The sequence below is a fragment of the Dictyoglomus sp. SSW genome, from assembly GCF_055181335.1.
The window spans coordinates 420,828-446,310 of sequence record NZ_CM143705.1 but is presented as its reverse complement, the minus strand read 5'-3'; the positions used below and the strand labels follow the sequence as shown (position 1 = coordinate 446,310).

Genomic DNA, 25,483 nt, shown 5'->3' with positions numbered 1-25,483 from the left:
CTTAAACTTCTCCTTTCCCCAATTCTTTCCCTAATTTATCAGAAAGTTCCCCCTCATCCTCATATCTTATTATAGTAGCATCTTTTATTCCTTTCAAAAGGACCGAAAGTTTTACATCCTTTTTAGCCAAAAGTATTATTCTTTTCCCTTCCATATAGGCAAGCATTATCTCCATTCCTACTCCATGGCTTGGTTTGGAAACTTCTGCCAAAATTATATCCGAGGCCTTAACTCCCATAGTATCTCTGATAAATACATCTTGGGGAGATATATCTGTATCAACTCCTGAAAGCACCCAAGGAGAAGTAAGTTCAAAGCCAAGATCTTGTATTAAATTAGCCAATTTTTTCGTAAGTTCATTATTGTAGTAATTTATGATAGGTACAGCAAGATATATCTTTTTCATATTTACATCTTCCAGCTTATTAATTCTAACAAAATTCCCTCAGGACCATAAAAATATGCATATTTTCCATCAGGAAATTCCAAAGGTCCTAAAACAAATTCAATGCCCTTTGATCTTAAATATTCACAAGTTTTATCTATATCATCCACAAAAAAAGCAATATGTTCTACTCCTGTCTTTTTCCTATCTTCCCATTTTTTCTTTTCCATATAAATTGGGGGGTCATCTGGTGCTATTAATTCCAACATTGAACTATCCATATTTAAGAAGATAATTCTTGCCTTTTCTCCTTCATCATAAAAATCCAACTTTACATTAAAACCTAATATATCGCTATAAAATCTAATATTTTCATCTACATCCTTTACAATAATGGATATGTGGTCAAGCTTAATATTCACAGTACACCTCCCCCAAATTTTATTTTTTTCTGCGTTATTAAAATATTTATTTTTGTTCTTTCATATTCTAAGGATAATATTAACATTTTATCAAAAGTATCATCAAGCCTTTTATTGTATAGGTAAATCCTTATTCCTTAATTAACTTGGGGATAAGGGATATTATTTTAAAAAATTTAGTCAACTATATTGACTAAATAAAAAGTTAATGATATAATTCCCCAAAAGTCAACTTAGTTGACTAATTTATAGGGAGGTGTTTTAAATGTCTTTCTCAAAACCCAAATTTAGGACCCTTCTATTAGTAATTGCGGTTTTACTATTACTCAGTACCTTTATGAGTTTTGCTCAAAGTACAGTTAAATTAAGAGTAGTTACATACTTCACAGGAGAGGATCCTTTCTCCCCTGCTTGGAAAGAAGCCATGGCTCTTTTTAAGCAGAAATATCCAAATGTAGAGATTATAGATGAAGCTGTTCCTACCGCTAATGATGCTATAAGAACAAAGGTAAAAACAGATTTTGCTACAGATAACGAGCCCGATGTTATGTTCTTCTTTACTGGAGCTGATGCTGTACCATTATTAAAGACTGGGAAAGTATATGCTTGGGATGAAGAAATAGAAAAGGATAAAAAATGGAGCGATAATTTCAATAAAGCTGCATTAAAATTCACAACATACAAAGGAGATATCAAAGAATATAATGGAAAGATCTATGCATTACCAACAATTGGTTTCTACGAAGGACTTTTTGTCAATAAAGATCTTTTTGAGAAATATAATCTTGCTCTCCCTACTGAGTGGAGTAAATTCACTAAAGCTATTAGCATTTTGAAGTCTAAGAATATTATCCCAATTGCTGGATCAATTCTTGAATCCTATTACTTAATTGAGACTTTTGTTCTTTCCGCTGGGGGTCCAGAAGGTCACGATACTCCATTCCATCCATCTTGGGAGACAGGATTAAACTACATTAGACAAGTATATAAATTGGGAGCATTTCCTAAGGATGCACTTACTATAAAAGATGATCAAGCTCGTGAACTTTTCTATACTAAGAAGGCTGGTATGATGGTTAATGGATCATGGTGTGTAGGAGGCTTAAAAGATAAAGAAAATACTGTTATTATGCCTCTTCCAGTAGTTCCTGGTGGAAAAGCTCATCCCACTGACATAATCGGTGGTTTTGGATCTGGTTGGTATGTTAGCAAAAAGGCAAATGCAGAAAAGAAAGGTCTTCCTGTTGAATTTGTAAAATTCATGACATCTCCAGAGATTGTAGCCAAATTTGTATCCATAGCAGGAGTTCCTGCAGTAAAAGTTAATCTTACTGGTCTTTCACCTGCTGCAAAAAGTGGATTTGATATGATGGCAAAAGCAAGAGCTATCTGTATGCCAATTGATGCTCAAATTGTACCAGAAGCCTTTACAAAGATAAGATTAGGACTTTCCTATGTAGTTACAGGAGAAAGATCAGCAAAGGATCTACTAAAAGAAGCAAAAGAAATTCATGAAAGAGCACAAAAGTAATACTTACTCCCCCTTTATATAAATCTTTTGGGGGGAGGGGGACAAAAAGCCCTCTCCCCCTTTTGATTTTTGTTTTTAAGGAGGTAATAATATGCAGGAGAAATATACAAAAAAATATAAATTATGGTTTCTTTTACCAAGTTTAATCATCATAGGCATATTTATATACTATGCCCTTTTTGCTACTTTTTATTACAGTTTATTTAATTGGAGAGATTTTTCAAAATACAAATCTTTTATAGGAATAGAAAATTATAAGTATCTTTTCAGAGATATATCCTTTATTAAAGCCATAAAAAATACTTTTATACTGCTCCTTTTTGCTGTTGTCTTTCAAATAGGAATAGCTCTTGTCTTAGCCCTTATTGTAGATACTTTAAGAAGAGGATATAAATTTTTTAGAACCATTTATCTTTTTCCAGTAATAATTTCAGGAAGCGCAATAGGTCTTTTATTCTATCTTATGTATAGCTATGATTATGGGCTTCTTAATTCTTTACTTTCCCTCTTAGGTAAAGAAAAGGTTTTATGGATTACCCCCAAAACTGCCTTATGGGCAGTACTTATACCTGTCATATGGCAATATGTAGGTTTCTATTTTGTCATCATTTTATCTGCTCTATATCAAATTCCTCAAAGTATTCATGATGCTGCAAAAATAGATGGATTCAGTGAGTTTAAAAAAGCCTTTTATATTTCTATTCCCCTTATATGGGATGTCTTAGCTGTATGTATTTCTTTAGTAATTATAGGTACATTTAAGGTTTTTGATGTGGTCTATGTGATAACAGGAGGAGGCCCTATGGATGCAAGTCAAGTCTTAGGTACCTACCTTTATACTGTGGCCTTTACAGGACAAAATCAAGGATATGCAAGTGCTATAGGTACTGTTATTATATTCCTTGGTATAATTCTCTCTCTTATAGCCCAGATAATAACCAAAAGAGAAAGAATTATATATCAGGCTTAAGGAGGAATCAAAATGAGAAAATTATATTCTCTTTTGAAATATACATTATTAATCTTATGGGGACTAACCACATTATTCCCCATATATTGGGTAATGATAAATTCCTTTAAACCCACAAGTGAAATATTGCTAAACCCATTATCTTTTCCAACAAGTTTTCATATAGAAAATTATCTTCAACTTTCAAACTACGGAAATATAAATTTCTTAAAGGGATTTAAAAATAGTGCAATTATTTCTTTTAGCACAACTTTACTGGTACTATTTTTAGGAAGTCTTGCATCTTATGCTATTGCCAGACTTAACTTTAAAAGAGCAAATTTAATAAATTCCTTCCTCGTAGGAGCCCAATTAGTACCTGCCTTCTCCATAGTAATTCCTGCCCTTATTGTTTTCAAAACAGTTCGTCTTTCTGGAAGTTATCTTTCCCTAATACTTCTTCAAACCGCTTGTTTTCTCCCCTTCTCCATCCTTACTATTACCAGCTTTATGAAATCTATACCAGTAGAATTGGAAGAGGCAGCATATATAGATGGAGCATCTGTACTTCAAACCTTTCTAAAAATCATATTACCTACCTCCATACCTGCCCTTGTCACAGCCGGAATATTTGTATTTCTTTGGTCTTACAATGACCTCTTTATGTCTCTTATTCTCCTTCCCTTAAGAGAGAAACAACCTATCTGTGTATTACTCTCCCTGGTATCCAGCGCTTACGGAACCAATTATGGGGCTATGATGGCAGCCCTTTTTGTTACTATTATCCCAGTAGTTGTTATTTATACTTTTCTACAAGAATATATTGTAAGGGGACTTATGTCAGGAGCTGGAATAAGATAAAGGATTTGATATACTAATATATATCTTTCTTTTTGGGGAGGTATAAGATGGTAAAATATGAGTTTCCCAAGAATTTTTATTGGGGTACTGCCACTTCATCTCACCAAATAGAAGGGGGTAATATTTACAACGATTGGTGGGAGTTTGAAAGTCAAGGAAAAGTCAAAGATGGACAGATATCAGGATCTGCTTGTGATAGCTGGAACAGATATAGAGAAGATTTTGACCTAATACAAAAGTTAAATAATAATGCCTATAGATTTTCCATTGAATGGAGTAGAATAGAGCCTGAAGAAGGAAAATTCAATGAAGAAGCATTAAACAGATACAAAGATATGATCATCTCTTTAAGAAAAAGAAATATAGAGCCCTTTGTTACACTTCATCATTTTACAAATCCCCTATGGATAGCTAAAAAAGGAGGTTGGCTAAATCCAGAAACTATTGATTATTATTTAAGATATGTGGAAAAAGTAGTAGGTGAATTTAAAGATCTTGTGAAATATTACATGACCATAAATGAGCCCAATGCCTATGCCTTTATGGCATATCTTTATGGAGAATTTCCTCCCCAGGAAAAGAGCCTAAAAAAGATGTTAAAAGTACTAAATAATATGGTAAAAGCCCATGCTAAAGTCTATAAATTAATCCATGATATAAGAAAAGATGCAGAAGTAAGTATAGCTTATAATGTACTCCTTATTGAGCCTTTGAATTCCAAATCTTTTATAGACAGGAAAATTGCAAGTTTTGCAGACAGAATATATAATCGGGTTTTCATAGAAACCCTTATTACTGGTAAATTCTCCTCCCCTCTCTTAAAAGAAAATATCCCATATGCAAAAGATACATTGGACTACTTAGGAATAAATTATTACACAAGAATTTTAATGGGAATTAAGACCTTTTTTAACCCTTCCATAAATACAGCTACCAATAATGAAAGATCAGATTTTGGATGGGAAATCTATCCAGAAGGCTTCTATAAAGTAGTTAAAAGATTTTGGGAGCTTACAAAAAAACCCATCTATATTACCGAAAATGGTATCTCAGATGCCCAAGATGACAGAAGGCCAAAATACTTAATATCCCATTTAATAGCATTACATAAAGCAATAAAAGAAGGAGTAGATGTAAGGGGATATTTTCATTGGAGTCTTATGGATAATTTTGAGTGGGCAGAAGGGTTTAAACAAAGATTTGGGCTTTTTGAGACAAACTTTGATACAAAAGAGAGAATCTGGAGAAAAAGTGCAGAATTATACTCTAAAATAGCGAAAAATAATGGAATTACAGAGGATATGGAATCTCTTTATTAATATCATATCTCCAAAAATCTTTCCAAAAGTCTGGAAACTTAGCTTTAAAATCCATATTCTCCTTCTTTACAGGATGGAGGAGGGTTAATTTATAACAGTGAAGAAATATCTTGTCTTTAAAGATTTTACCCCCTCCATATTTTTCATCTCCCAAAATAGGATGACCTATTTTTGAAAGCTGTACTCTTAGTTGATGCTTTCTTCCTGTATAAGGTATAAGCTTTACTAATGACATATTTTTATCCTCATCTATTACTTCATAAAATGTTAGAGCCTCTTTACCCAAGGAACCATCTGATACAATCTTTGCCTTTTTCTCAGGTTCCTCCCAATGAATATAATCTTTTAAAATACCACTTTTTTCTCTAAAAATGCCCTTTACTAACGCTAAATATATTTTCTCTACTTTTCTTTCTCTAAAAGCCTCTGAAAGCCTGCCCGCTGATTTGCTATTCCTGGCAAAAACTATTACTCCAGACACAGGCTTATCTAATCTATGCACTATAGCTAAAAAGACATTACCAGGTTTTTTATATTTAATCTTAATATATTCTTTTGCAGCTTGTAAAAGAGTCTTCTTTCCTGTAATATCTCCTTGTACAAGGATACCTGCAGGTTTATTTAAAACAAGTAAATGATTATCTTCAAACAATATATCAAGATTTAAAAAGTCTGCCACTTTAAAACCTCATGGAGTTCCTTTTTCTTTGGCCTTTGGGGTATCTCCGCAGGATAACCTACTGCAAGCATAACCATAAGTTCCAGATTATCAGGACAATTAACAAGTCTCTTAACATCCTCAGAATGAGCTTTTTTGTACGAATTTATCCAACAAGTACCCAATCCATATGCTTGTGCAGAAATAATAATATTTTCTGCAGCTGCACAGGCATCCTCTAATGCTGTCTCTGCATCTTTTTCACAAAAGATCAAAATTCCAGCTCCTGCCTCTTTCAAAAACCTACCCCATGGCGTCACATCTGCCAATTTCTCTTTAAGAGCTTTATCTGTTACTACTAAAAAAACCCATGGCTGTCTGTTATATCCAGAAGGTGCCAATCTGCCACAATCCACAAGATCCTCTAAAATTTCCTTTGGTACTTCCTTATCTAAATATTTTCTCACACTTACCCTTGATTTAATAACTTTAATAGTCTCAAGCATGATAAAATCCCTCCCAATTTTTCTTTCTCCCTTATTGTATCATATGATAAAATAAAACATGAGCTTGAAACTTACTTTCTTTGATGGAGTAAGTTGTATAGGGGGAAATAAAATACTCTTAGAAGAGGATGAATCTGCCCTTATTTTAGATTTCGGCATTAATTTCAATGACGAGAATAAATACTTTGATGAATTCTTAAGACCAAGAAGTTATTTAGGAATTTATGATCTTTTCCATCTAAACCTTATACCCCCTTTGAAAGGAGTATACAGAGAAGATTTAATAATCCCAGAAATTTGGGAAAACTTTAAAAATCATCCATGGTATCGGGAAATAAATCCTATAGCTATTCTTGTATCCCACGCCCACTTAGATCATGTAGGATACCTTTCCTATCTCCATGAGGATATACCTATTATTACATCCCTTATATCATCCCTTATCATAAAAAGCTTAGAAGATACGAGCAGAATAATATCTGATCTATGCTTAATAAGGAGAAAAACCCAAGAAAACGGAGTCTTAAAAACAGAAAGAAACAAATTTATAAAAAGACCATATATCACCTTTGGTAATGGATCAATATCTAAGATAGAAGAATTTTGGAATAAGCTTGAAAGAAAGGATAAAAGAAACATTGATATAGAAAATAAACCAATTAACATAATAGACTATGAAACTTATAAGATAGGTTCTTTTGAGATTACTTACTTTCCTGTAGACCACTCTATACCGGGAGCAGTAAGTTTTGCCATAAATACAAAAATAGGCTGGGTTGTATATACAGGAGATCTGAGATTACATGGAAGAAACAAAGATCATTCAGAAAAATTTATTGAAAAATTAAAGGAAATACCAATAAAAGTCCTAATATGTGAAGGTACCCATCCAAAAGTAGATCGCCTATATACTGAAGAAGATGTTAAAGAAAATATATATCACATTGTTAAAAACTCAAAAGGATATATAATTGCTGATTTTGGAGCAAGAAATATTGATCGATTAATGAGTTTTCTGGAAATAGCAAAAGAGGTAGGAAAAAGACTTGTATTAACCCTAAAGGATATATATCTCTTGGAAGCTCTATCCTTGGTTGGATATCCTGACCCTAAGGAAGATGAATACATAACCTTTTACAAAAAACCAAAAGGTTCCTATGAAACGTGGGAAGAGAACCTTTTAGATAGACATGATATTCAAGGAAAAGGTATCTCCGCAAAAGAAATAAGAAACAATCCTGATGATTTTATCCTCTGTATGTCTTACTATGACTTTCATATTCTACTTGATATATTACCCCATGGTGGTACTTATATATTCTCCTCCAGCGAAGCTTTTAATGAAGAGATGAAAATAGATCAAAAAAAGATAGAAAATTGGCTAAATTACTTCCACATAGAGATAAGGGGAAACTTGGTAGAAAAAAGAGAAGAATCTCCTTTTCATGCCAGTGGACATATTCATGGTGATGGAATAATAAAGCTTGTTGATTATGCGAAACCAGAATACTTAATACCTATACACACAGAAAGGGATAAAAATATAGACTTTTTTGACCAATTTAAGGATTTTTGCAAAGTAATCTACCCAAAGAAAGGAGAGACTATAACAATTATATGAATAAGAAGTATAAAACCAAAATTATTCCTAAAAATTTTTACAAAAAATTGTTAGAGCATATTACTGATGGTATTTATTTTGTAGATACCAATAGAAAAATCATATATTGGAACAAATCAGCAGAAATAATTACAGGATACAAAAAGAAAGAAATTATAGGAAAATACTGCCATGATAATATCCTTAGACATATAGATGAAAAGGGAAATGAGCTATGTCTTTCAGAGTGTCCCTTAGTTTATGCTATAAAAGAAGATAAAATTGTAGAAAAACAAGTTTTTCTTCATCGTAAGGACGGAGTAAGATTACCAGTACTTGTAAGTGTAAATCCCATAAAAGCTAAGAATGGGGAAATTATAGGGGCAGTTGAAATTTTCAGAGAGACTTCCGAAACTTTACATTTAAAGAAAATGGTAAGTGAACTTTATCGAAAAACTTATATAGATGAACTTACAGAAATTCCCAACCGAAGATTCTTAGATTACTATTTAGATTTGAAGATAAATGAATTCCAAAAATATCATCATAGCTTTGGAGTACTTTTTATAGATATAGATGATTTTAAGAAAATTAATGATACTTATGGACATAAGATAGGAGATATGGTATTAAAAACCGTTGCTGAAACGTTAAAAAATAATATAAGAGCTACAGATATGGTAGGAAGATATGGGGGAGAAGAATTTATTGTGGTATATTCTGATTTGGAAAAAAAGAATATTTTATATCAGCTTGCTGAAAAATTAAGAATCTTAGTAAAAAATTCACATATACATTTGGAAGAAAAAATTCTAAATGTCACCGTATCCATAGGAGGAACCTTAGTAAAGGAAGATGATAATAAGGAGAAAATCATAGAAAGAGCAGATAACTTAATGTATCAAGCCAAAAAAGAAGGGAAAGATAGAGTTATTGTTAACTAAAAAATAAAATAAAAATCAAACCTTTTGGGTAAAATCTATAAAAAGACAGAAAGTATAAGGCTTAACCTGTTTAAAAAAATTTTTAAATAATTTAACAAAAGTTTTTTTGACAAAAAAATTTGGATTGTGTTAAAATTTTGGAGATTATGGAAGAAAAAGTGTCGTTACTTGGATTTTTGCTTGCTTTTTCAGAAAACTTGGACAATCAGGTACCTGAAAAAAGGAGACATTCCTCTCGGGTAGCTAACATTTCTTTCTTCATAGCAGATAAACTGAATTTATCGGAAAAGGAGAAATATAACCTAATAATATCTGCTCTTTTACACGATGCTGGAAATGGTAACAATAATTTTAAAAACTCTTCCAAAGAGATAGACGAGCATGCCTTGAAAGGAAGCCTTTTTATATCTGATATACCCTTCTTAGAAAATATTTCCAAAATCATAAAATATCACCATATAGCATGGGATTTTGGGAAAGGAAATATATATAAAGAAGAACCTGTACCTATGGAGAGCCAAATCTTATTTCTTGCTGAATTTATAGATCATAAATTAAATAAGCAAAAATATATATTAAAGGAAAAAAACAAGATTATCAAAAGGGTAAAGGAAGAAGGAGAAAAATTATTTAACAAAGATGTAATGGAGGCTTTCTTATCCCTATCTAACAAGGAATCTTTTTGGTTTGAGGTAAATTATGATACCCCATCTCCTGAAGATTTCTCCTGTGATTTAAAATTAGATATAGATGGTCTTTTACTACTTTCGAAAGCTGTAGCAAGAATCGTAGACTATAGAAGTAAGATTCAGGTTAGACATTCAAGAAATGTAACCAATGTTGCCTCCTATTTATCAGAAAAATTAGGCTATGATTCAGAAATGATTAAGAAAATAAAAATAGCAGGATATCTACATGACATAGGAAAGGTAGCATTACCCCCTTCCATACTTTTAAAGCAAGAAAAATTATCTAAAAAAGATACCGATTATATTAAAATACATCCTTTTAAAACCTATCTTACCCTTAAAAAGGGACTTCCATACGAAGATATTACTATATGGGCTTCATATCACCATGAAAAATTAAATGGAAAAGGTTATCCTTTTAGAGTATCAGGAGAGAGTATCCCAATTCCTGCAAGGATAATCACTATATCCGATATTTATTCAGCTCTCTTAGAGAATAGACCCTATAGATTGGGGCTTTCAGAAAATAAAGTATTAAGTTATATGAAGAAATTAGCTACTGAAAAATATATAGACAAGGAAATCTTTTCCATAATAATAGAAAATAAAGAGGAAGTTTCCTCTGTTATAAAACTATAATTTTTTTAAAACCTGGTATATTCCACATTTAAGATATAACGATTCTGGATGGGAAAAAAGAATAGGATGATCTTTTGCCTGATATCTAAACTCTACAAGTCGCAATATTCTGTTTGCATCATAGCTTGCAGATTCAATTACTTTTTGGAATATTTCCGGTATAACATGCTGAGAACATGAACAAGTGATAAGAAAACCTCCATCCCTTATTATTTTCATAGCCCTAAGATTAATCTCCTTATACCCTCTTAAAGCATTATCAAGATTCCTCTGGGATTTTGCAAAGGCAGGAGGATCAAGAATCACCACATCAAAATTTCTACCCTCTTTATGAAAATTTTTCAAAAGATGGAAGGCATTCTCCTCAACAAATTCTATCTTATCTAAAAATCCATTTAACTTAGCATTTTCCTTGGCTAATTCAAGAGCTATCTTGGAAGAATCTACCGCTAAAACTCTTTTAGCTCCATATTTTAAAGCATGAAGAGAAAAAGACCCTGTATAACAAAATACATCAAGAACCTCTGCCCCATCTACCAAACCTTTTAAAGCCCTCCTATTTTCTCTCTGATCCAAAAAATATCCTGTCTTCTGACCATCCTCTACATCTACCAATATCTTTACTTCATTTTCATTAATTATTACCTTAGGATCAAAATCTCCCTTTATAGGACCCTTTATTTGAGGAAGGCCCTCTATTTCTCTTACAGGCACATCATTTCTTTCATATATTCCCCGAGGATTAAAAATTTCATCTAATACTTCAACTATTATCTCCTTAAATCTATCAATACCAAGGGTTAATGTCTGTATAACAAGAATATCCTCAAATTTATCTACAATAAGTCCTGGAAGAAAATCAGACTCTGCAAAAACCACTCTACAAGATGAGGTTTCCACAACTTTTTTTCTGTATTCCCATGCCCTAATAATTCTTTCTCTAAAAAAATCCCTATTTATTTCTTCTTCTTTCCTTGTAAGTATTCTTACCCTTATCTTTGAATTAGGATTTATATATCCCCTACCTATAAAGCTATTACTGCTATCATAAATATCTACTATATCTCCAGGATTTATCTCCCCTAAAATCTTAGAGATCTCATTGGCATAGATCCATGGATTACCCCTTACAATCTTTGTATGAACACCCTTTTTAAGAATAACCTTCTTAATCTCTTTCATGGAGATACAGAATTTTTTGAGCCAGGTGTGGCATAAATATAATAATATTTTCCATCATATCCTTGGACACTATAACACAACTTAGTAGAAGATGCGAAATTGGAAGAATCATATAAAAGACCTAAAAGCCCTACATTCTTTAATTCCAAAGAATAATACTTCTCTGTATTACCATCAAGAACAGGTTGACCGCCCATCGAGGAGTTGTAATATACATCACATACCCGAATAACTCTATCACTAATGTTTCGATTCTCTAATAAAGTTAAAGTATAAGAATCGTTAGGTAGTTCACCAAAAGATGGTCCTAATCCATTATTTGAAACTTTAGCATAATTTATACCAGATAACCCATACCAATCCAAAATATTTGCAGAAGTTCCACTAACCACCATATACCCTCCAGGCATAAGAGTCCATGTTTCACTTACAAGGCTCATAATAGGATTCGAAGAAGTATATACAGCATAGTTATTAAACCAATTTACATATTCAACAGATATAGTAGAATACGTGGGATTGTGGATCTCAATATATTCCATCATTCTTTGATCTGACGTATTCCACCTTTGTATGGTACAAGGAGAAGGATAATACATAATCTCAGATATTACTAATTTAGGCATAAGGCAATATGCTACATACGCTACATTTCCTTGGAAGGTTATATAATTTAAATTAGAAGAGTTTGTCCAATTAGATGCATCTTGTGTTGGCAAAGAAAGAGACTTTCTAACCATGGAATACCATACTCTAAATCGTCCTGAGGTACTTCCAGGTTGACCACCCCAAGAAGATGTAAAACTTATTTGGTCAACAATTCTTCCAAAACTATCTTTTATTACAACAGTATCTCCACCACTATTTAAACTTAATCCACCATTTCCAAGTCCAGAACTATTTGTCTTTATATAAATAGCATATTCTGGTAAAGGGAAATAATAAGAATTGATTAAATTAGAGTTCCTTGTTCCTATAACAGCAGACTTTCCTGGAAATAAAGTCCACGTATTGTTTACTGATACTGAAAATAGATTTCCATTAATACTCCATCCCCTTAGATCAATAGGATTTTGAGTATTATTGTAAATTACAACGAACTGGAGATCTGCTGTTACAATATTATTCCCTAATTTATCCTTTGTAGGAGGAACATACATTATCTCTGTTATCACAACTCCGCCCAAATTTGTTGGTAAATCTGCCCTCAATCCCACATTGCTTGAATACTTCATTCCATTTGTCATAGTTAAGGTAAATATAATGAACCTTATTTCACGAAGATTGGAAGTATAAGTATTATCAAGCCTTGTACCTGTAAAAGTTATGTTCTCAATAGGTCCTGCAAGAATCTGTCCATCAAGGGCAAAATATTTTTTACCATCAGCACCTACTACTATGGAGTATGTATGAGTCACACCTGTACTAAGATTTATAGTAAGAGTATTTGTACTCATATATAAGATTTCCCTTCCCTGCCTTATATCCCTGGCAAGCCTATCAAGAATTATCTGAGCATTAGAAAATATTTCATTTTCTTCTGATTTCCCAAAGAATAAATCCAGGCTTTTGGTAAATAAATTTGAAAGGAATAGGACAATAAGTCCTAAGATAAAGATTGCTACCATTACCTCTATGAAAGTCAACCCCTTACTTCTCATGTTAATATTATATATCAAGGATTTTATGAATTAAACTATTAAATATTTACTTTTTTAGTAGGAGATGTTAGAATAACAGAAGTTAAAATTAAAAAGGAGGTATATAGTAATGGGAAAAGTTACTTTTAAGGCTGAGGGAAAATGGCTTGGTAACCTCAAAGTAGAGGCAAAAATTAGGGATAAATTCATCATTAACATGGATGAGCCACCCTCTCTTGGAGGTGAAGACACTGCTCCAAACCCAGTAGAAGTAGTATTAGCAGCCCTAATTGGATGCTTAGGAATTGTAATTCAGGTAATAGCTAAAGAGAAAAATATCCCTCTCCAGAATGTAGAGATTTATACAGAAGGTGATCTTGATCCAAGAGGATTTATGGGAGATCCCAATATAAGAGCTGGATATGATGAAGTAAGAGTAAGGGTTAAGATTGAAACCCCCGTAGACAAGGCAAAAATTGAAGAGCTCATGAAAGAAGTAGAAAGAAGATGTCCTGTCTCGGATATCATTAAGAATCCTGTAAATCTAAAGATATCCTTAGAATAATTTATGCACTAACGAGAACTTTATAAAGTTCTCTTCTATGGGTATAAATGATAATAATAAAATTGACTAAAAAGAAATATAAGATATAAATATCTCCAGTAAGAACCTTATAAGTTACAAAGGGAATTAAGCACAAAAAACCATAAAATACCTTGAGAGCATCCTCTTCGGGGGATGCTCCATGCCATTTTGTAAGATTAAATATAAACATGGAAAGACCTAAAAAAAGTGGTCCTTGAAGACCGGTTACTACTGTCCAAGCACCAAAAGAAACTGATATAGCCTTTCCCCCTTTACCTCCAAGAAAGGGAGAGAAAACATGACCCAGTATTCCTGCCAAAGCAGCTGTTGTTATTATAAACCTATCTTTTAGATCCCTATATTTTATAAACCAAAGAAGAGGAAACATTCCCTTAAGATAATCAAGAAGCACACCCAATATTCCTATTTTCCAATTTGTAGAAATCCAGAGATTGTAAGCTCCTGGATTACCATCCCTTACCTTTGTTAAATCTATATTAAGAAGCTTGGCTATAAAATAGGAATACATCATAGATCCTGAGAGAAATTGAAGAAAAATTATCATCAAACTATCCCACATTTATTCTTCTCCCCTTCCAGGAAACAGATTTTAAAAAGGATCCCCTTACTGTGGAATAGATAAGTACGAAGATAAAGAAAAGAAAATGTAAAGGATAAAGAAAGGAATCTAAAATATTATAATTTCCTAATTTCTTTGTAAATATGTAGAGCTGAAAAACAAAAAGCAGATAAAAAATATTAAAAATACCATCATAAAAATAACTTCCTAACATTCCATAAAACCAAGCTAAAAGATATAAAACCTTCCTAATACTCAAAGAATATATAGCTTGAAAAGTATTCTTCGTAAATCCCTCTAATAAATCCCAAAAACCTCCAGGATACATCCTAAATTTTACATGATCTCCCCCAAGAAGGTTTGTAACGCTTATTCCATTTTTCATACAAAGATTTCCAAAATAAAAATCCTCCACTACTTTATCTCTTATCTCTAAATGTCCTCCAACTCTCTCATAATCTTCTCTGGATATAAGCATCACCGGACCATATGCCCCTTCCTTACCAAAGGAAGACATGGTAATAACTGCTCCAAGATTAAATATAAAATTCAAATGCTCATAAAACCTTTCAAATCTTTGATATGGCCAACAAGATACCAATCCTTTATATTTTTCATAACTTGTTAAAAGAACCTCTATAAAATCTTCTCTTGGTTCCACATCAGCATCAAGAAATAAAAGCAATTCACCTTTTGATTCTAAATATCCATTCCATATTGCCCAGTTCTTTCCTACCCATCCTGCTGGTGGCTCTTCATGTAAAGACACTACCTTTACATTAAATCTTCTTGCTACCTCTTCTGTATTATCCTCAGAATTGTCATTTACAACTATGATTTCATAAGGTCTGTAAGTTTGCCTTTCAAGAAGAGAAAGAAGCTTGGGAAGATTTCTTTCTTCATTTCTTGCAGGGATGATAACAGAGATCTTATAGTCCCTTGATATCAGACCTTCCCTCTTAAGAAATTTAAGAGCCTTATAGTACAACCACCCTATACCCCATGAAAATAGATAAAGTATACCCCTCATTTCAAAAATATTATAAACAAAAAAGAAGGAGAATACAATATATCAATGATGAAACAAACTCAGAATGTGCAAGCATTGGTGTGTACGTATAAAAATCCATGATGCTAACTCCAGAGATGAAGATCTTAGATTAGGCTGAGATTGAAATATTTTTATAATTATTATAAAATTTATAATATGAAGGCGAGGGGTTTTAATTTATTGGAGCTCATAATTACCATTTCTATCATTGCTATTTTGGTTGCCATAGCGATCCCATTATATTTTGATGCCATAAAACAAGCCAAAAGAAATGCTCAACTTGAGAACATGAGAATTATAAAAACATCCTTAGAATTATATTACTTAAAAAATGGAGTCTATCCAGATGGAGGATCTGATCCTACTGGAGATGCCTGGGCCTTTACAACCTATTTTTTTAATAATCCTCAATATTTTCCAGAACCCTTAATATGCCCATATAACAATAAACCATACAATGTAATCTTTTGGCAGGATTATTATACTGACTGGGATTCTATTTGGGACTGGATAGAAAGTACTAATAATTATCATCATATATATTACAGGTCTGATAACCCTACTAAAAATTACGCCCTTACTTATTACTCTCGTTGATTAAAAACCCAAAAGTATAGTAAGATAACTAAATAGATAGATATTTTGAATATAAGGAGGGATTTTTGTGCCCAAGGTATTAATCATATATGATAGTGTTTCTGGTAATACAAAAAAGATGGCAGAAGAAGTGGAAAAAGGAGTAAAAGAAGTAGAAGGAGTTGAGGTTACTCTAAAGCACGTAGATGAAGCAAAACCTGAAGATCTTTTAAATTACGATGGAATTATAGTTGGATCTCCAGCTTATTGTGGTACCCTTACATGGAAACTTAAAAAATTCTTTGATGAAAGTGTTAGCGTAGCATGGGGAAAAGTAAAAGGAAAAATTGGAGCAGCCTTTTCCTCTTCAGGAGGACTTGGAGGAGGCAACGAAGCTACTCTCTATTCCATATTAACCATTCTTATGAATTATGGATACTTAGTATTTGGACTTCCAGACTACTCAGCTCCAGGTGTTACAGCCCATTATGGAGCTGTCTCTGTTGGATATCCAAAGGAAGCAGAACAAAAAGCTTGCAGACTTCTTGGTAAACAGATGGCAGAATATGTAAAGATGATAAGTTGTGGAAAGGAGAAATAAAATGAAGGTTAAATTTTTACTAAGTCCAATAGCCTATGATGTGGAAAATAAATTAAGAGAAGCAAAAGAATACTTTGGAAAATATATCACTTTAGAAGAAAGTGAAAATCCTGATGCTTTAATATTACTTACAGGAGGAACTGAAGAGCTGTCTATACCTTATTTAAAAGATGGCCTTTATCTACTTCCTTTTGGTACTTTTAACGGCTTAGCTGCAAGTTTAGAGATACAGGCATATGCCAAAGAAAAGGGAATAAAAACCATATTAATTCCAAATCCTGAAGAAAAGACTATGAAAATTTTAAAAACCCTTGATGAGATAAAAAATAAAAACATAGGGATCATAGGAAAACCAAGTGATTGGCTAATAAAAAGTGGAAATTATGATATATTGAAAGAGTTAGGATTAAATATCATAGAAATTTCTCTTACCGAGGTAGAAGAAAACATGGAAGAAGACACAGAACTTGCCAATAAAATATGGAACTTATCAAAAGAAAAAAAGATATCTTTTAAAGAACTGATAAAAGCAACCAAAATTTATTCAGCCTTAAAGAAAATTATCCGAAAATACGACCTAATTGCCCTTACAATAAGATGTTTTGATCTTGCTATAAACCTTAAAATTACAGGATGTCTTGCCTTATCTTTACTGAATGCGGAGGGAATTATAGCAAGTTGTGAAGGAGATACAGAAGCTCTTGCTACCATGCTATTTTCCTATAAATTAACTGGAAAAACACCATTCATGGCTAATTTGGCAAGGATAGATGATGATACATATACTTTTGCTCACTGTACAATTGCAGTAAATGTTCCTGAATATTTTAATCTTAACACCCATTTCGAAACCTTGAGTAGTGTAGGTATAGAAGGACATATAAAAACAGACAAAATTACCATATTAAGACTTGGGAAAAATCATAAATTTACTGTATTTACCGGAGAAGTAGTAGAAAAATCTTGGGAAAATAATATGTGCAGAACTCAAATATCTGTAAGGATAAAGGAAGAAAGATTCTTAAAAAACCCCATCGGCAATCATTTTATTATCCTCTTAGGGGATGAGGAAGATCTCATAAGTAAATTGGAAAAGATTGGATGGGAAAGAGTATGAAAAGAAAAGTATTAATAACAGGTAGTAAAGGTTTTTTAGGAAGCTATTTTTCAAAAGAGTTTGAGGAAGAGGAAATAATTCCTATAAGTCATCAAGATATGAACATCGAAGATAAAGATACAATTGATAAAATTATAAAAATAAAACCAGACTTAGTAATACATCCTGCAGCCATAAGATCTCCAGACATATGTGAGGAAGATAAAGAAAAAGCATGGAAAGTGAATGCAATAGGTACCAAACATTTAGCCATTGCTTGTGCTCTTTTAGATATACCTTTTATTTATATAAGTACTGATTATGTTTTCTCAGGAGACAAAGATACCCCATACACAGAATTTGACCCACCAAATCCTATAAATACCTACGGAAAAACCAAATTATATGGAGAGATTTTTACAAGAGAATTTTGTAAAAAATATTTCATCATAAGAACTTCTTATGTATTCGGTGAATATGGAAATAATGCTCTAACCCAGATATATAATACCTTAAAAGAAGGAAGAGAAGTTCATCTCAGTAATTATCATTTTGCATCTTGTACCTATGCAAAAGACTTAGTAAGAAAAGTAAAAGAGCTTTCCTATACCCAACTTTTCGGTACATATCATATTGTCAATAAAGGAACCATTACAAGATGTGACTTTGCATGTAAAGTAGCAGAAATAGCGGGCTTTTCAAAAGACAAGATTATTCCACTTAATCCAGAAAACTTTAAAGCACCTGCTAAAAGACCACTTTATTCTGTATTAAGAAATTATATCTTAGAGCTTTATAATATGGATGATATGCCTTACTATGAAGAATCCTTAAAAAAAGCAATAAATAACTTATCATAATTCATAGAAAATTTTTCTTACCTGATCCATATCAATAATTTTATTGTTTAATCTAGCTTCTTCAGCAGAAAAAGCCATAAGATGGCTTTCAATAGACTCTTCTATGTTTGATAATGTATCTTTTACCTCTCCCTTCAGTACTTTAACAAACTCGTCTATAATTCCCTCATCACCACCACTATGCCCTACCATATCTCTAAAAGGTAAATTGAGACTTATCATTTCTTTTCCTTTACCAAAGTATTTCACTTCAATAACATTATTATCTAAATCCCCATAAATCTCTCCATGAGTACAATAAATATTAATTTTTCTTGTAATTTTCTCTGTAAATGCTGTCATGGTAAAGGTTGCATATATGGAATTTTCAAATTTTAACGAAACAACTTGATGGTCTACCACATTATTATCAGAGAAATAAACACACCTTCCATAGGGACCTTCTCTTAAGGCTTTAAGCCTTCCTTCTAACGATAAATCTTCAGATATCACAGAAACAGGCCAACCTGTATAATCTACAAGATAAATTTTCTTAGCATCATAAGGACAATCATCAATCTTACAATCTAAACACCTTTCTACTGCTCCAGAAGGAGCTTTCTCCTTCCTAAAATGTACTAATTCTCCATAGGATGATAAATATTTAACCTTTTCTCCCACTAAAAAGAGAAGAATATCTAAATCATGACAACTTTTAGCAAGAATAGAAGGAGCTGATGTATCTTTATTTCTCCAATTTCCCCTTACAAAACTATGGGCAAAATGAAAAAAGCCAATATTTTCCACAAGATTAATACCCACAAGATCTCCGATTACCTTTTTCTTCAAAAGCTCCCGCAACTTTTGAAAAAAGGGAGTATATCTTAAAACATGAGCTACAGTTATACTTGCATTATATTTTTTGGCCTCTCCATAAAGATCTTTGATCTCTCCCATATTTACTCCAATTGGTTTCTCAAGAAGAATTTTATATCCCTTCTTTATAGCACTCTTTGCAGGTGCTACATGCATTCTATCCATAGTAGTAATTATTACACCATCAGCAAATTTTTCTCTCTCAAAAACCTCTTCCCAACTTTTAAATTGATATTCCTTTGGTATATTATGTTCTCTCGCAAACCTTTCCCTTCTTATATCATTTGGTTCTGCTACCGCTACAACCTTTATATCAGGCCTTTTCAAAATAATCCTTCCATAGGCTTCATAGCCTCTATTTCCAGCCCCTATCATTATTACACTCACCTTATCCATTTTCCTCACTCCTTTCTATCTTCTTTAGATTCTCAATAAAACTATTATCAGGATAATATCCATGATAGTTAACATAGGCATAAACAATAGCTCCAAGGACTGGAGAAAGTTGGGGAGGTCTTACCTTGTATCCTTCTTCATGAAGGGCCTTTATAAATTCTGTCCTCATAATTTCATTCTTTTCAATTACACTTCCACTATATGTTACAACTGGATACATAAGTCTTAACTTCTTCTTTACTGTAACCACTGTTAAAACTAATTCCTTTGCAGACTCCTTAAATATTTTTATAGCCTTTTTCTCTCCTTTTAAAGCTATCTCATAGGTAATCTTTGCTACTGATGCTATCTCTGACCTTTTATCCTTATTAGGATCATATATAAAGTTGATAAAATCTAAAGTATCTTTTAGACCTAATTCTTCAAAAAGCATTATGGAAAGTAATGACTTTTTAGACCTTCCATCAAGTTCTTTACTTACTTCCCTCAGAGTTTCTACCCCTATATAATAGGCACTTCCCTCATCTCCGATAATACTTCCCCATCCACTTACTCTTACTTCTCTATTTCCTTTTCTTCCGTAAGCAATAGTTCCTGTTCCTGCCACTAAATGGATTCCATCCCTTGCTAAATTCCCACCAGCCCAACCTACTACTACATCATTTACAATAAAATTAGGCTCAATTTGTACCTCTTCTTTTATTATCTTTCTTAACATTTTTATATCATCTCTAAATTCACCAACCGCAGGAAGTCCAAAACAAGATATAGTCTCTTCTGGTTTTATTTCACTCAATAATGGAGTTAAAAGTTCCCTTATGTTTTTCCTAAAAATCACTTCCCCATTTTCTAGTATATTGGTAGGCCCCGAAATATTTTTAAATACAAGCTTACCCTTATCATCTACAATACAAGCTAAGGTTTTTGTACCTCCTCCATCAACTCCAAGATAATACATACTTAAACCTACCCCTCTATTTTATACTTACCTTTAATATATTATTTTCTTCAATTATCTCACCTATTTTATTATCAGGATCTGCCTTTAAATATAGTTCGGATATATCAATCCCTTTAGGAAATTTATATTCTATCTCTTTAACTTCATTAGGTTTTAATTCATCCACAAAGAATTTTTCCAAAACATTATTATTAGAATCAAGAACCCAAACTTCCACATTTTTTGCAGATAAGAGTCCGGCATTTCCTATTCTAAAATATATTCTATCTTTCTTTTTTGTGATTTCATATTTTCCAAAATGAATTTCTGGCTTATTTGGATAACCTATAAAAAGTACTCTTGCTCCTTGAAAACCAAACTTTTGCTGTATAAAAGGAACATCAGGATCATTATCATACATTTCTTCCTTCTTTATTTTTACCTCGTAAGTTTTAAAGACCTCACTATCTCCAACAGGTATGGAGGCAATAAATGGCCAGTTTTGTCCATTATATGTTGTTATTTTTAATGCCAAATCCTGTACTCCTCCATCATAAATAGTAACATAGAATATGGAGTCCTTTTTCTCTTTAAAAGTCAAAATTACTCCTGCGCTCCACCCCTCACACTTTCTTGCAAAAGTACCATAAATATTTTCCAAATCTTTCCATCCATCCCCATATATATAATTCTTATCATTTTTTCCCATAATTACTAATTGATCTATATTATCTGTAGTATATTCCCTTGGTTTAACAGGTTTACTTAAATCATATATTTTTGAAATGTATAAATCAGTAATTGCACCTAAAATACCGTATTTTTGCCATTGATTCTTAATATAATTGATAAGATCTATATCATCTTCTTCACTATAATCTAAAGCTAATATAATATACCCATATTTTTCTGCAAGATCCTTTTGCCTTTTTACTAAAGCATCTAATATGACATTTTTCTCATATTTTCCTGAAACAAAATTATATCCACTAGCAAAATCTTCCCATAAAACTGCATCTATATATTTTCCTGTATTTTCAAGAAGTTGAAACCCTCTATTTTGTATTAAAATAGCATTAGGAAAAGTATCTCTTATCCTTTTCACCAGGTTTACCATTCCAGGTCTTGTGTCTGGATAAATAACTGCTGTATCTAAGGTGTCTAAGAAAAAGCCATCATATTCTTTTTCATTGATTAAATTTTTCATCTTATTCAATACAAGATTTTGCCAAAAATCACACCTTGCATCAATAAACCATGAGTTCCAGTTTTCATTTTTCCCAAGAACACAATTTTTGGGTATACCGATAGTATTTGGATCCACATCTGATTCACCAATAGTAACATATACTACTACCTTTATTCCCTTACTTCTTAAATATTGTACTTCCTCCTTTGTAAGGGTATAATCTTGTATTACTACAAGATCATATTTCTCTAATTTATCCACATTGCCTTTACCGTAAAAGAACACAAAATTCTTTATATCCTTCAAGGGATTCTTTCTTAAACCATTATCAGCCCAAATATCATTTTCTATATACAAAAGAATAAGGAGTAAAAATAATACTAAAAAAAATCTTGAAAACCTCCTCATAAATTCTCACCTCTTTTAAATAAAAAGGGGATAAGGAGAATTCCCCCTTATCCCCATTAAATTTATTTCGTTAGAACTTTTCCAATGGATCTACTAAAATTAAGTTACCCCAGAAAGTTGGATTACCCCAGTTAGGACTTGATCCAGGAGCAGAACTCATCATCATTTCCTGATCTAACTTACCAGGAGTATCAGTATCGCTAGGAGAGAATGCAAATCCCATAAGAAGATTAGGCTCAGGTTTTACCTTTAATAATGTCCATGGAATTGCAAATTCCAAGGTATATCCTCCATCTATCTTCTTTGCAGCAAGTTGTACTTTTTTAACATCTTCTGTAAGAACAGGTGGAGTCCATACCCAAACTTCAGGATCTAAAAGATCAAAATCTCCAGGGCTTATTCCAAATTGAAAATCGTCTTTATTGTTTTTCTTATCTTCAAAATCTCCTTGAAGATCAGTATCAAACCAGAGCTCTAAGTGGTCTCCCTGCCAAATATTTTCACCAGTAGCAAGCTGTACAATACTTTCATCCTTTACTATAGCTCCAATATAAAGGTAATTCTTATCCCATACCATGTAATATACTACTGATAGATCATCGGGTCCTTTCCAATTTTCGGGAATATAATCTACATCTTGCTTTAATCCCACATAATATCTTGGAGATAAGAAATATTCAGAAACTGAAACATCTCCGTCTACCTTAGGTGGTGTAGTTACATAAGGAGCATAATGGGTCCATGTTCCCTGTCTTAATTTTATATTTTCACCAAAGGATATACTCACCACTATAAGAAGAATTAAGGAAATCACTAAAAACCTTTTCATTTAAAAACACCTCCTATATTTCTTAAATAGTATTGAAAATAGAAATTTTAAATATTTTTTTATCACCCCCTACTTATTTAACTTATCCCAAGCTTCTTTTAATATTTTGTTTACTCTTTCTTCTGCTGTCTTGGCTGCTTTCTCTATATCTACCCTCCCTTGCCATGCATATCCTAAGGTGGTCTCTAACATATTGTTCCACTCAAGCCAGGATGGAGTAAAATTTAATGACTTTAATTGTCCTTTCTCATATAACTCAAATATCTTTAACGCCGGCCTTATATTCTCCTCATCAAAATATACCCTCGTCTTTGTCTTCAATGCTGGTATGGCCTGATACCCTTTACCCATTATCTCCTGCCCTTTCGGTCCTACCGCAAACTTTATAAACTCCCATGCCTCCCTGGGATATTTCGACTTCGAGTATATGGCTAAGGATAACTGGTTTACTGTCATGTGCCTACCCGCTGGACCACTTGGTATTGGTGCTATCCCCCACCTAAAAGGTAATTTCTTATACCCCACTATAAAGGATGTGATCCCTGTGGTCATCGCAAAATTCCCTGTCATAAATGGGTCTGCTAATCCTTGCATAAAACTCTCTGATGGACATACCTTATATTTATACCTTATATCATACATGAACTTTAATCCCTCCAAAGATTTAGGATTTGAGTATATTACACATGCTCTCCTATCCTTTGTTAATATCTCTCCCCCTGCACTCCATATGATGGGATACAATCCTCCTTCACCCCATGTTGGTATATATAAACCCCAAATCTCTGGAGTTCCATCTTTATTCTCATCTATTGTTAACTTTTTTGCTGCATCCAACCATTTATTCCAGTTCCATGTCCAATCAGGATATCTTACCTTATACTTGTCAAATAAATCTTTGTTGTAATACATTACACCTCCAATGGTAATATCCCTTACCATAGCATACTTCTTACCATTCCATTCACATACCTCAGGATCATAGTAATAGTTTTTTAGATTTATCTCTTTATTCATCCAATCAGTAATATCTAAAAATACACCTTTCGAGGCTAAATCAATAAAATAAGCACCATCCATGAGTATTACATCAGGAGCATTTCCTGCAGCAATCCTATTTTGTAGCTGTTGCCAATAAGCTCCCCATGCTGCCGATTCTAATCTTACAAAGATCTTATTCTGGGATTGGTTAAAAGATTCAACTATCTTTTTCTCTATCTCTATTTCCTTTAGATCTCCCCACCTCATGTAGACTATCTCTATTCTGTTTTGAGCCTCCAAAGGTATAATTAAAAGGAGACTTACAAGAAGCACACTTAAGAACCTTAATTTTTTCATTTTTTCTTAACCTCCCCTTCATTTATTTAATACCAGCTTGAAGCATAATACCCTCAATAATGAACTTTTGAGTAAATAAAAATAAGATTAAAATAGGCACAACAGCTATCGTGGCACCTACCATTATATAATTCCAATACCCAAAACTTTGTCCTTGAAGAAAGGAAAGACCAGCAGTTAAAGTCATTTTGTTAACATCATTAAGATAAATCAAAGGACCAAGAAAGTAATTCCATTGATTAATAAAGGTTAAAAGTCCCACAGTTACCGTAACAGGCAAAGATAGAGGAACATATACATTTTTAAATATGTACCAGAAGGACGCTCCATCAATTTTAGCTGCATCTAGATAAGATTGCGGTATACTCCTATAATATTGTCTCAAAAGAAATATCATATAAGGAGCTCCTGTAAAAGTTGGAACCCATAATGGTTTTAATGTATTTATCCAACCTAAATATCTAAAAAGTATATATTGAGGAATCATTGTAGTATGAAAAGGAACCATCATAGTTAAAAGAAGAAGAGAGAACCAAAAACTCTTTCCTTTAAAGTTTATAACTGCAAAAGCAAAAGCTATAATAGAAGAAGAAACTAATACCCCTATAGTGGACATTACAGAAAGAAACATAGAGTTTTTGAACCACGCCCATACAGGAGCCATCTGAAAGAGTTCACTATAATTTTCCCAACGAACCTTAGAAGGGAAAATGGTAGGAGGAAATTTAAATATTTCTCCCCAATCCTTTAAAGAGGTAAAAAACATCCAAAGAAAAGGTAAAAGCATAATAATACTTAAGGCTATCAGGATCACCATTATTATATAATCAGCTAACATTGATCTTTTCATTTT

General features: G+C 32.5%; 26 protein-coding genes. 12 read left to right on the top strand and 14 right to left on the bottom strand.

The window, feature by feature from the left end; genetic code table 11:
• Position 1: 1 nt before the first annotated feature.
• Both ACY3JM_RS02025 and ACY3JM_RS02020 read right to left on the bottom strand, forming a co-directional pair.
• Positions 2–406 carry a nucleoside 2-deoxyribosyltransferase gene (locus ACY3JM_RS02025; RefSeq protein WP_463111573.1) on the bottom strand — a complete coding sequence of 135 codons (405 nt, stop codon included), beginning with the start codon at positions 404–406 and terminating at the stop codon, positions 2–4.
• Between the two features lie 2 nt (positions 407–408).
• Complete coding sequence (locus ACY3JM_RS02020; RefSeq protein WP_463083124.1) at positions 409–807, bottom strand: VOC family protein; 399 nt, start codon at positions 805–807, stop codon at positions 409–411.
• Between the two features lie 265 nt (positions 808–1,072).
• Between ACY3JM_RS02020 and ACY3JM_RS02015 the strand changes: the two genes are divergently transcribed.
• The 4 genes from ACY3JM_RS02015 to ACY3JM_RS02000 all read left to right on the top strand — a co-directional run bounded on the left by ACY3JM_RS02015 (position 1,073) and on the right by ACY3JM_RS02000 (position 5,467).
• Positions 1,073–2,338 carry an ABC transporter substrate-binding protein gene (locus ACY3JM_RS02015; protein WP_463083123.1) on the top strand — a complete coding sequence of 422 codons (1,266 nt, stop codon included), beginning with the start codon at positions 1,073–1,075 and terminating at the stop codon, positions 2,336–2,338.
• A 91-nt stretch (positions 2,339–2,429) separates the two neighbouring features.
• Positions 2,430–3,308 carry a carbohydrate ABC transporter permease gene (locus ACY3JM_RS02010; RefSeq protein ID WP_463083122.1) on the top strand — a complete coding sequence of 293 codons (879 nt, stop codon included), beginning with the start codon at positions 2,430–2,432 and terminating at the stop codon, positions 3,306–3,308.
• Positions 3,309–3,320: 12 nt separating this feature from the next.
• Entirely contained in the window at positions 3,321–4,148 is an 828-nt protein-coding gene (locus tag ACY3JM_RS02005; protein ID WP_463083121.1) for a carbohydrate ABC transporter permease, read from the top strand.
• Positions 4,149–4,195: 47 nt separating this feature from the next.
• Entirely contained in the window at positions 4,196–5,467 is a 1,272-nt protein-coding gene (locus ACY3JM_RS02000; protein WP_463083120.1) for a glycoside hydrolase family 1 protein, read from the top strand.
• On the opposite strand, the gene ACY3JM_RS01995 is transcribed toward ACY3JM_RS02000, so the two are convergent.
• On the bottom strand, positions 5,439–6,146 hold the full coding sequence (locus ACY3JM_RS01995; RefSeq protein ID WP_463083119.1) for an RluA family pseudouridine synthase: 708 nt from the start codon (positions 6,144–6,146) through the stop codon (positions 5,439–5,441). The two genes, ACY3JM_RS02000 and ACY3JM_RS01995, sit on opposite strands and share 29 nt — an antisense overlap.
• On the bottom strand, positions 6,131–6,631 hold the full coding sequence (locus ACY3JM_RS01990) for a nitroreductase family protein (protein WP_463111572.1): 501 nt from the start codon (positions 6,629–6,631) through the stop codon (positions 6,131–6,133). The genes ACY3JM_RS01995 and ACY3JM_RS01990 overlap by 16 nt, the downstream gene beginning before the upstream one ends.
• 58 nt (positions 6,632–6,689) lie before the next feature.
• On the opposite strand from ACY3JM_RS01990, the gene ACY3JM_RS01985 reads away from it, so the two are divergent.
• The 3 genes from ACY3JM_RS01985 (at position 6,690) to ACY3JM_RS01975 (ending at position 10,503) form a co-directional block, all read left to right on the top strand.
• Positions 6,690–8,252: an MBL fold metallo-hydrolase RNA specificity domain-containing protein gene (locus tag ACY3JM_RS01985; RefSeq protein ID WP_463111571.1), complete on the top strand. Its 1,563-nt coding sequence runs from the start codon at positions 6,690–6,692 to the stop codon at positions 8,250–8,252.
• Entirely contained in the window at positions 8,249–9,175 is a 927-nt protein-coding gene (locus ACY3JM_RS01980) for a GGDEF domain-containing protein (protein ID WP_463083116.1), read from the top strand. Before ACY3JM_RS01985 ends, ACY3JM_RS01980 begins: the two co-directional genes overlap by 4 nt.
• A 146-nt stretch (positions 9,176–9,321) precedes the next feature.
• The gene (locus ACY3JM_RS01975) at positions 9,322–10,503 is read left to right on the top strand and encodes an HD domain-containing phosphohydrolase (protein WP_463083115.1); all 1,182 of its coding nucleotides are present in this window, start codon (positions 9,322–9,324) and stop codon (positions 10,501–10,503) included.
• On the opposite strand, the gene ACY3JM_RS01970 is transcribed toward ACY3JM_RS01975, so the two are convergent.
• Complete coding sequence (locus tag ACY3JM_RS01970) at positions 10,498–11,676, bottom strand: class I SAM-dependent rRNA methyltransferase (RefSeq protein ID WP_463083610.1); 1,179 nt, start codon at positions 11,674–11,676, stop codon at positions 10,498–10,500. The two genes, ACY3JM_RS01975 and ACY3JM_RS01970, sit on opposite strands and share 6 nt — an antisense overlap.
• A 5-nt stretch (positions 11,677–11,681) precedes the next feature.
• Positions 11,682–13,346, bottom strand: coding sequence for a lamin tail domain-containing protein (locus ACY3JM_RS01965; protein WP_463083114.1), 1,665 nt, complete (start codon positions 13,344–13,346; stop codon positions 11,682–11,684).
• 109 nt (positions 13,347–13,455) lie between these two features.
• Between ACY3JM_RS01965 and ACY3JM_RS01960 the strand changes: the two genes are divergently transcribed.
• Positions 13,456–13,890 carry an OsmC family protein gene (locus ACY3JM_RS01960; RefSeq protein ID WP_463083113.1) on the top strand — a complete coding sequence of 145 codons (435 nt, stop codon included), beginning with the start codon at positions 13,456–13,458 and terminating at the stop codon, positions 13,888–13,890.
• Between the two features lies 1 nt (position 13,891).
• Here ACY3JM_RS01960 and ACY3JM_RS01955 read toward each other — a convergent pair whose 3' ends face one another.
• Together ACY3JM_RS01955 and ACY3JM_RS01950 are read right to left on the bottom strand one after the other, a co-directional pair.
• The gene (locus tag ACY3JM_RS01955) at positions 13,892–14,491 is read right to left on the bottom strand and encodes a glycerol-3-phosphate acyltransferase (protein ID WP_463083112.1); all 600 of its coding nucleotides are present in this window, start codon (positions 14,489–14,491) and stop codon (positions 13,892–13,894) included.
• Positions 14,481–15,521, bottom strand: a complete 1,041-nt coding sequence (locus tag ACY3JM_RS01950; RefSeq protein ID WP_463083111.1) for a glycosyltransferase family 2 protein — start codon at positions 15,519–15,521, stop codon at positions 14,481–14,483. Before ACY3JM_RS01950 ends, ACY3JM_RS01955 begins: the two co-directional genes overlap by 11 nt.
• A 177-nt stretch (positions 15,522–15,698) precedes the next feature.
• Between ACY3JM_RS01950 and ACY3JM_RS01945 the strand changes: the two genes are divergently transcribed.
• The 4 genes from ACY3JM_RS01945 to rfbD all read left to right on the top strand — a co-directional run bounded on the left by ACY3JM_RS01945 (position 15,699) and on the right by rfbD (position 18,675).
• Positions 15,699–16,139, top strand: coding sequence for a type II secretion system protein (locus ACY3JM_RS01945; RefSeq protein ID WP_463083110.1), 441 nt, complete (start codon positions 15,699–15,701; stop codon positions 16,137–16,139).
• A gap of 67 nt (positions 16,140–16,206) precedes the next feature.
• Complete coding sequence (locus tag ACY3JM_RS01940; RefSeq protein WP_463083109.1) at positions 16,207–16,719, top strand: flavodoxin family protein; 513 nt, start codon at positions 16,207–16,209, stop codon at positions 16,717–16,719.
• A 1-nt stretch (position 16,720) separates the two neighbouring features.
• On the top strand, positions 16,721–17,836 hold the full coding sequence (locus tag ACY3JM_RS01935; RefSeq protein WP_463111570.1) for a hypothetical protein: 1,116 nt from the start codon (positions 16,721–16,723) through the stop codon (positions 17,834–17,836).
• The gene (rfbD, locus tag ACY3JM_RS01930; protein WP_463111569.1) at positions 17,833–18,675 is read left to right on the top strand and encodes a dTDP-4-dehydrorhamnose reductase; all 843 of its coding nucleotides are present in this window, start codon (positions 17,833–17,835) and stop codon (positions 18,673–18,675) included. Before ACY3JM_RS01935 ends, rfbD begins: the two co-directional genes overlap by 4 nt.
• On the opposite strand, the gene ACY3JM_RS01925 is transcribed toward rfbD, so the two are convergent.
• The 6 genes from ACY3JM_RS01925 to ACY3JM_RS01900 all read right to left on the bottom strand — a co-directional run bounded on the left by ACY3JM_RS01925 (position 18,670) and on the right by ACY3JM_RS01900 (position 25,480).
• Positions 18,670–19,926, bottom strand: a complete 1,257-nt coding sequence (locus ACY3JM_RS01925) for a Gfo/Idh/MocA family protein (protein WP_463111568.1) — start codon at positions 19,924–19,926, stop codon at positions 18,670–18,672. The two genes, rfbD and ACY3JM_RS01925, sit on opposite strands and share 6 nt — an antisense overlap.
• On the bottom strand, positions 19,919–20,884 hold the full coding sequence (locus ACY3JM_RS01920) for an N-acetylglucosamine kinase (protein ID WP_463111567.1): 966 nt from the start codon (positions 20,882–20,884) through the stop codon (positions 19,919–19,921). The genes ACY3JM_RS01925 and ACY3JM_RS01920 overlap by 8 nt, the downstream gene beginning before the upstream one ends.
• A gap of 16 nt (positions 20,885–20,900) precedes the next feature.
• On the bottom strand, positions 20,901–22,463 hold the full coding sequence (locus ACY3JM_RS01915) for an endo alpha-1,4 polygalactosaminidase (protein ID WP_463083104.1): 1,563 nt from the start codon (positions 22,461–22,463) through the stop codon (positions 20,901–20,903).
• Positions 22,464–22,533: 70 nt separating this feature from the next.
• Complete coding sequence (locus ACY3JM_RS01910) at positions 22,534–23,292, bottom strand: sugar-binding protein (protein ID WP_463083103.1); 759 nt, start codon at positions 23,290–23,292, stop codon at positions 22,534–22,536.
• Positions 23,293–23,361: 69 nt separating this feature from the next.
• Positions 23,362–24,630 (bottom strand): ABC transporter substrate-binding protein, encoded by a 1,269-nt coding sequence (locus ACY3JM_RS01905; protein ID WP_463111566.1) that lies wholly within the window; start codon positions 24,628–24,630, stop codon positions 23,362–23,364.
• Positions 24,631–24,652: 22 nt separating this feature from the next.
• A complete protein-coding gene (locus ACY3JM_RS01900) occupies positions 24,653–25,480 on the bottom strand; it encodes a carbohydrate ABC transporter permease (RefSeq protein ID WP_463083101.1) in 828 nt (275 codons plus the stop codon).
• Between the last annotated feature and the right edge of the window lie 3 nt (positions 25,481–25,483).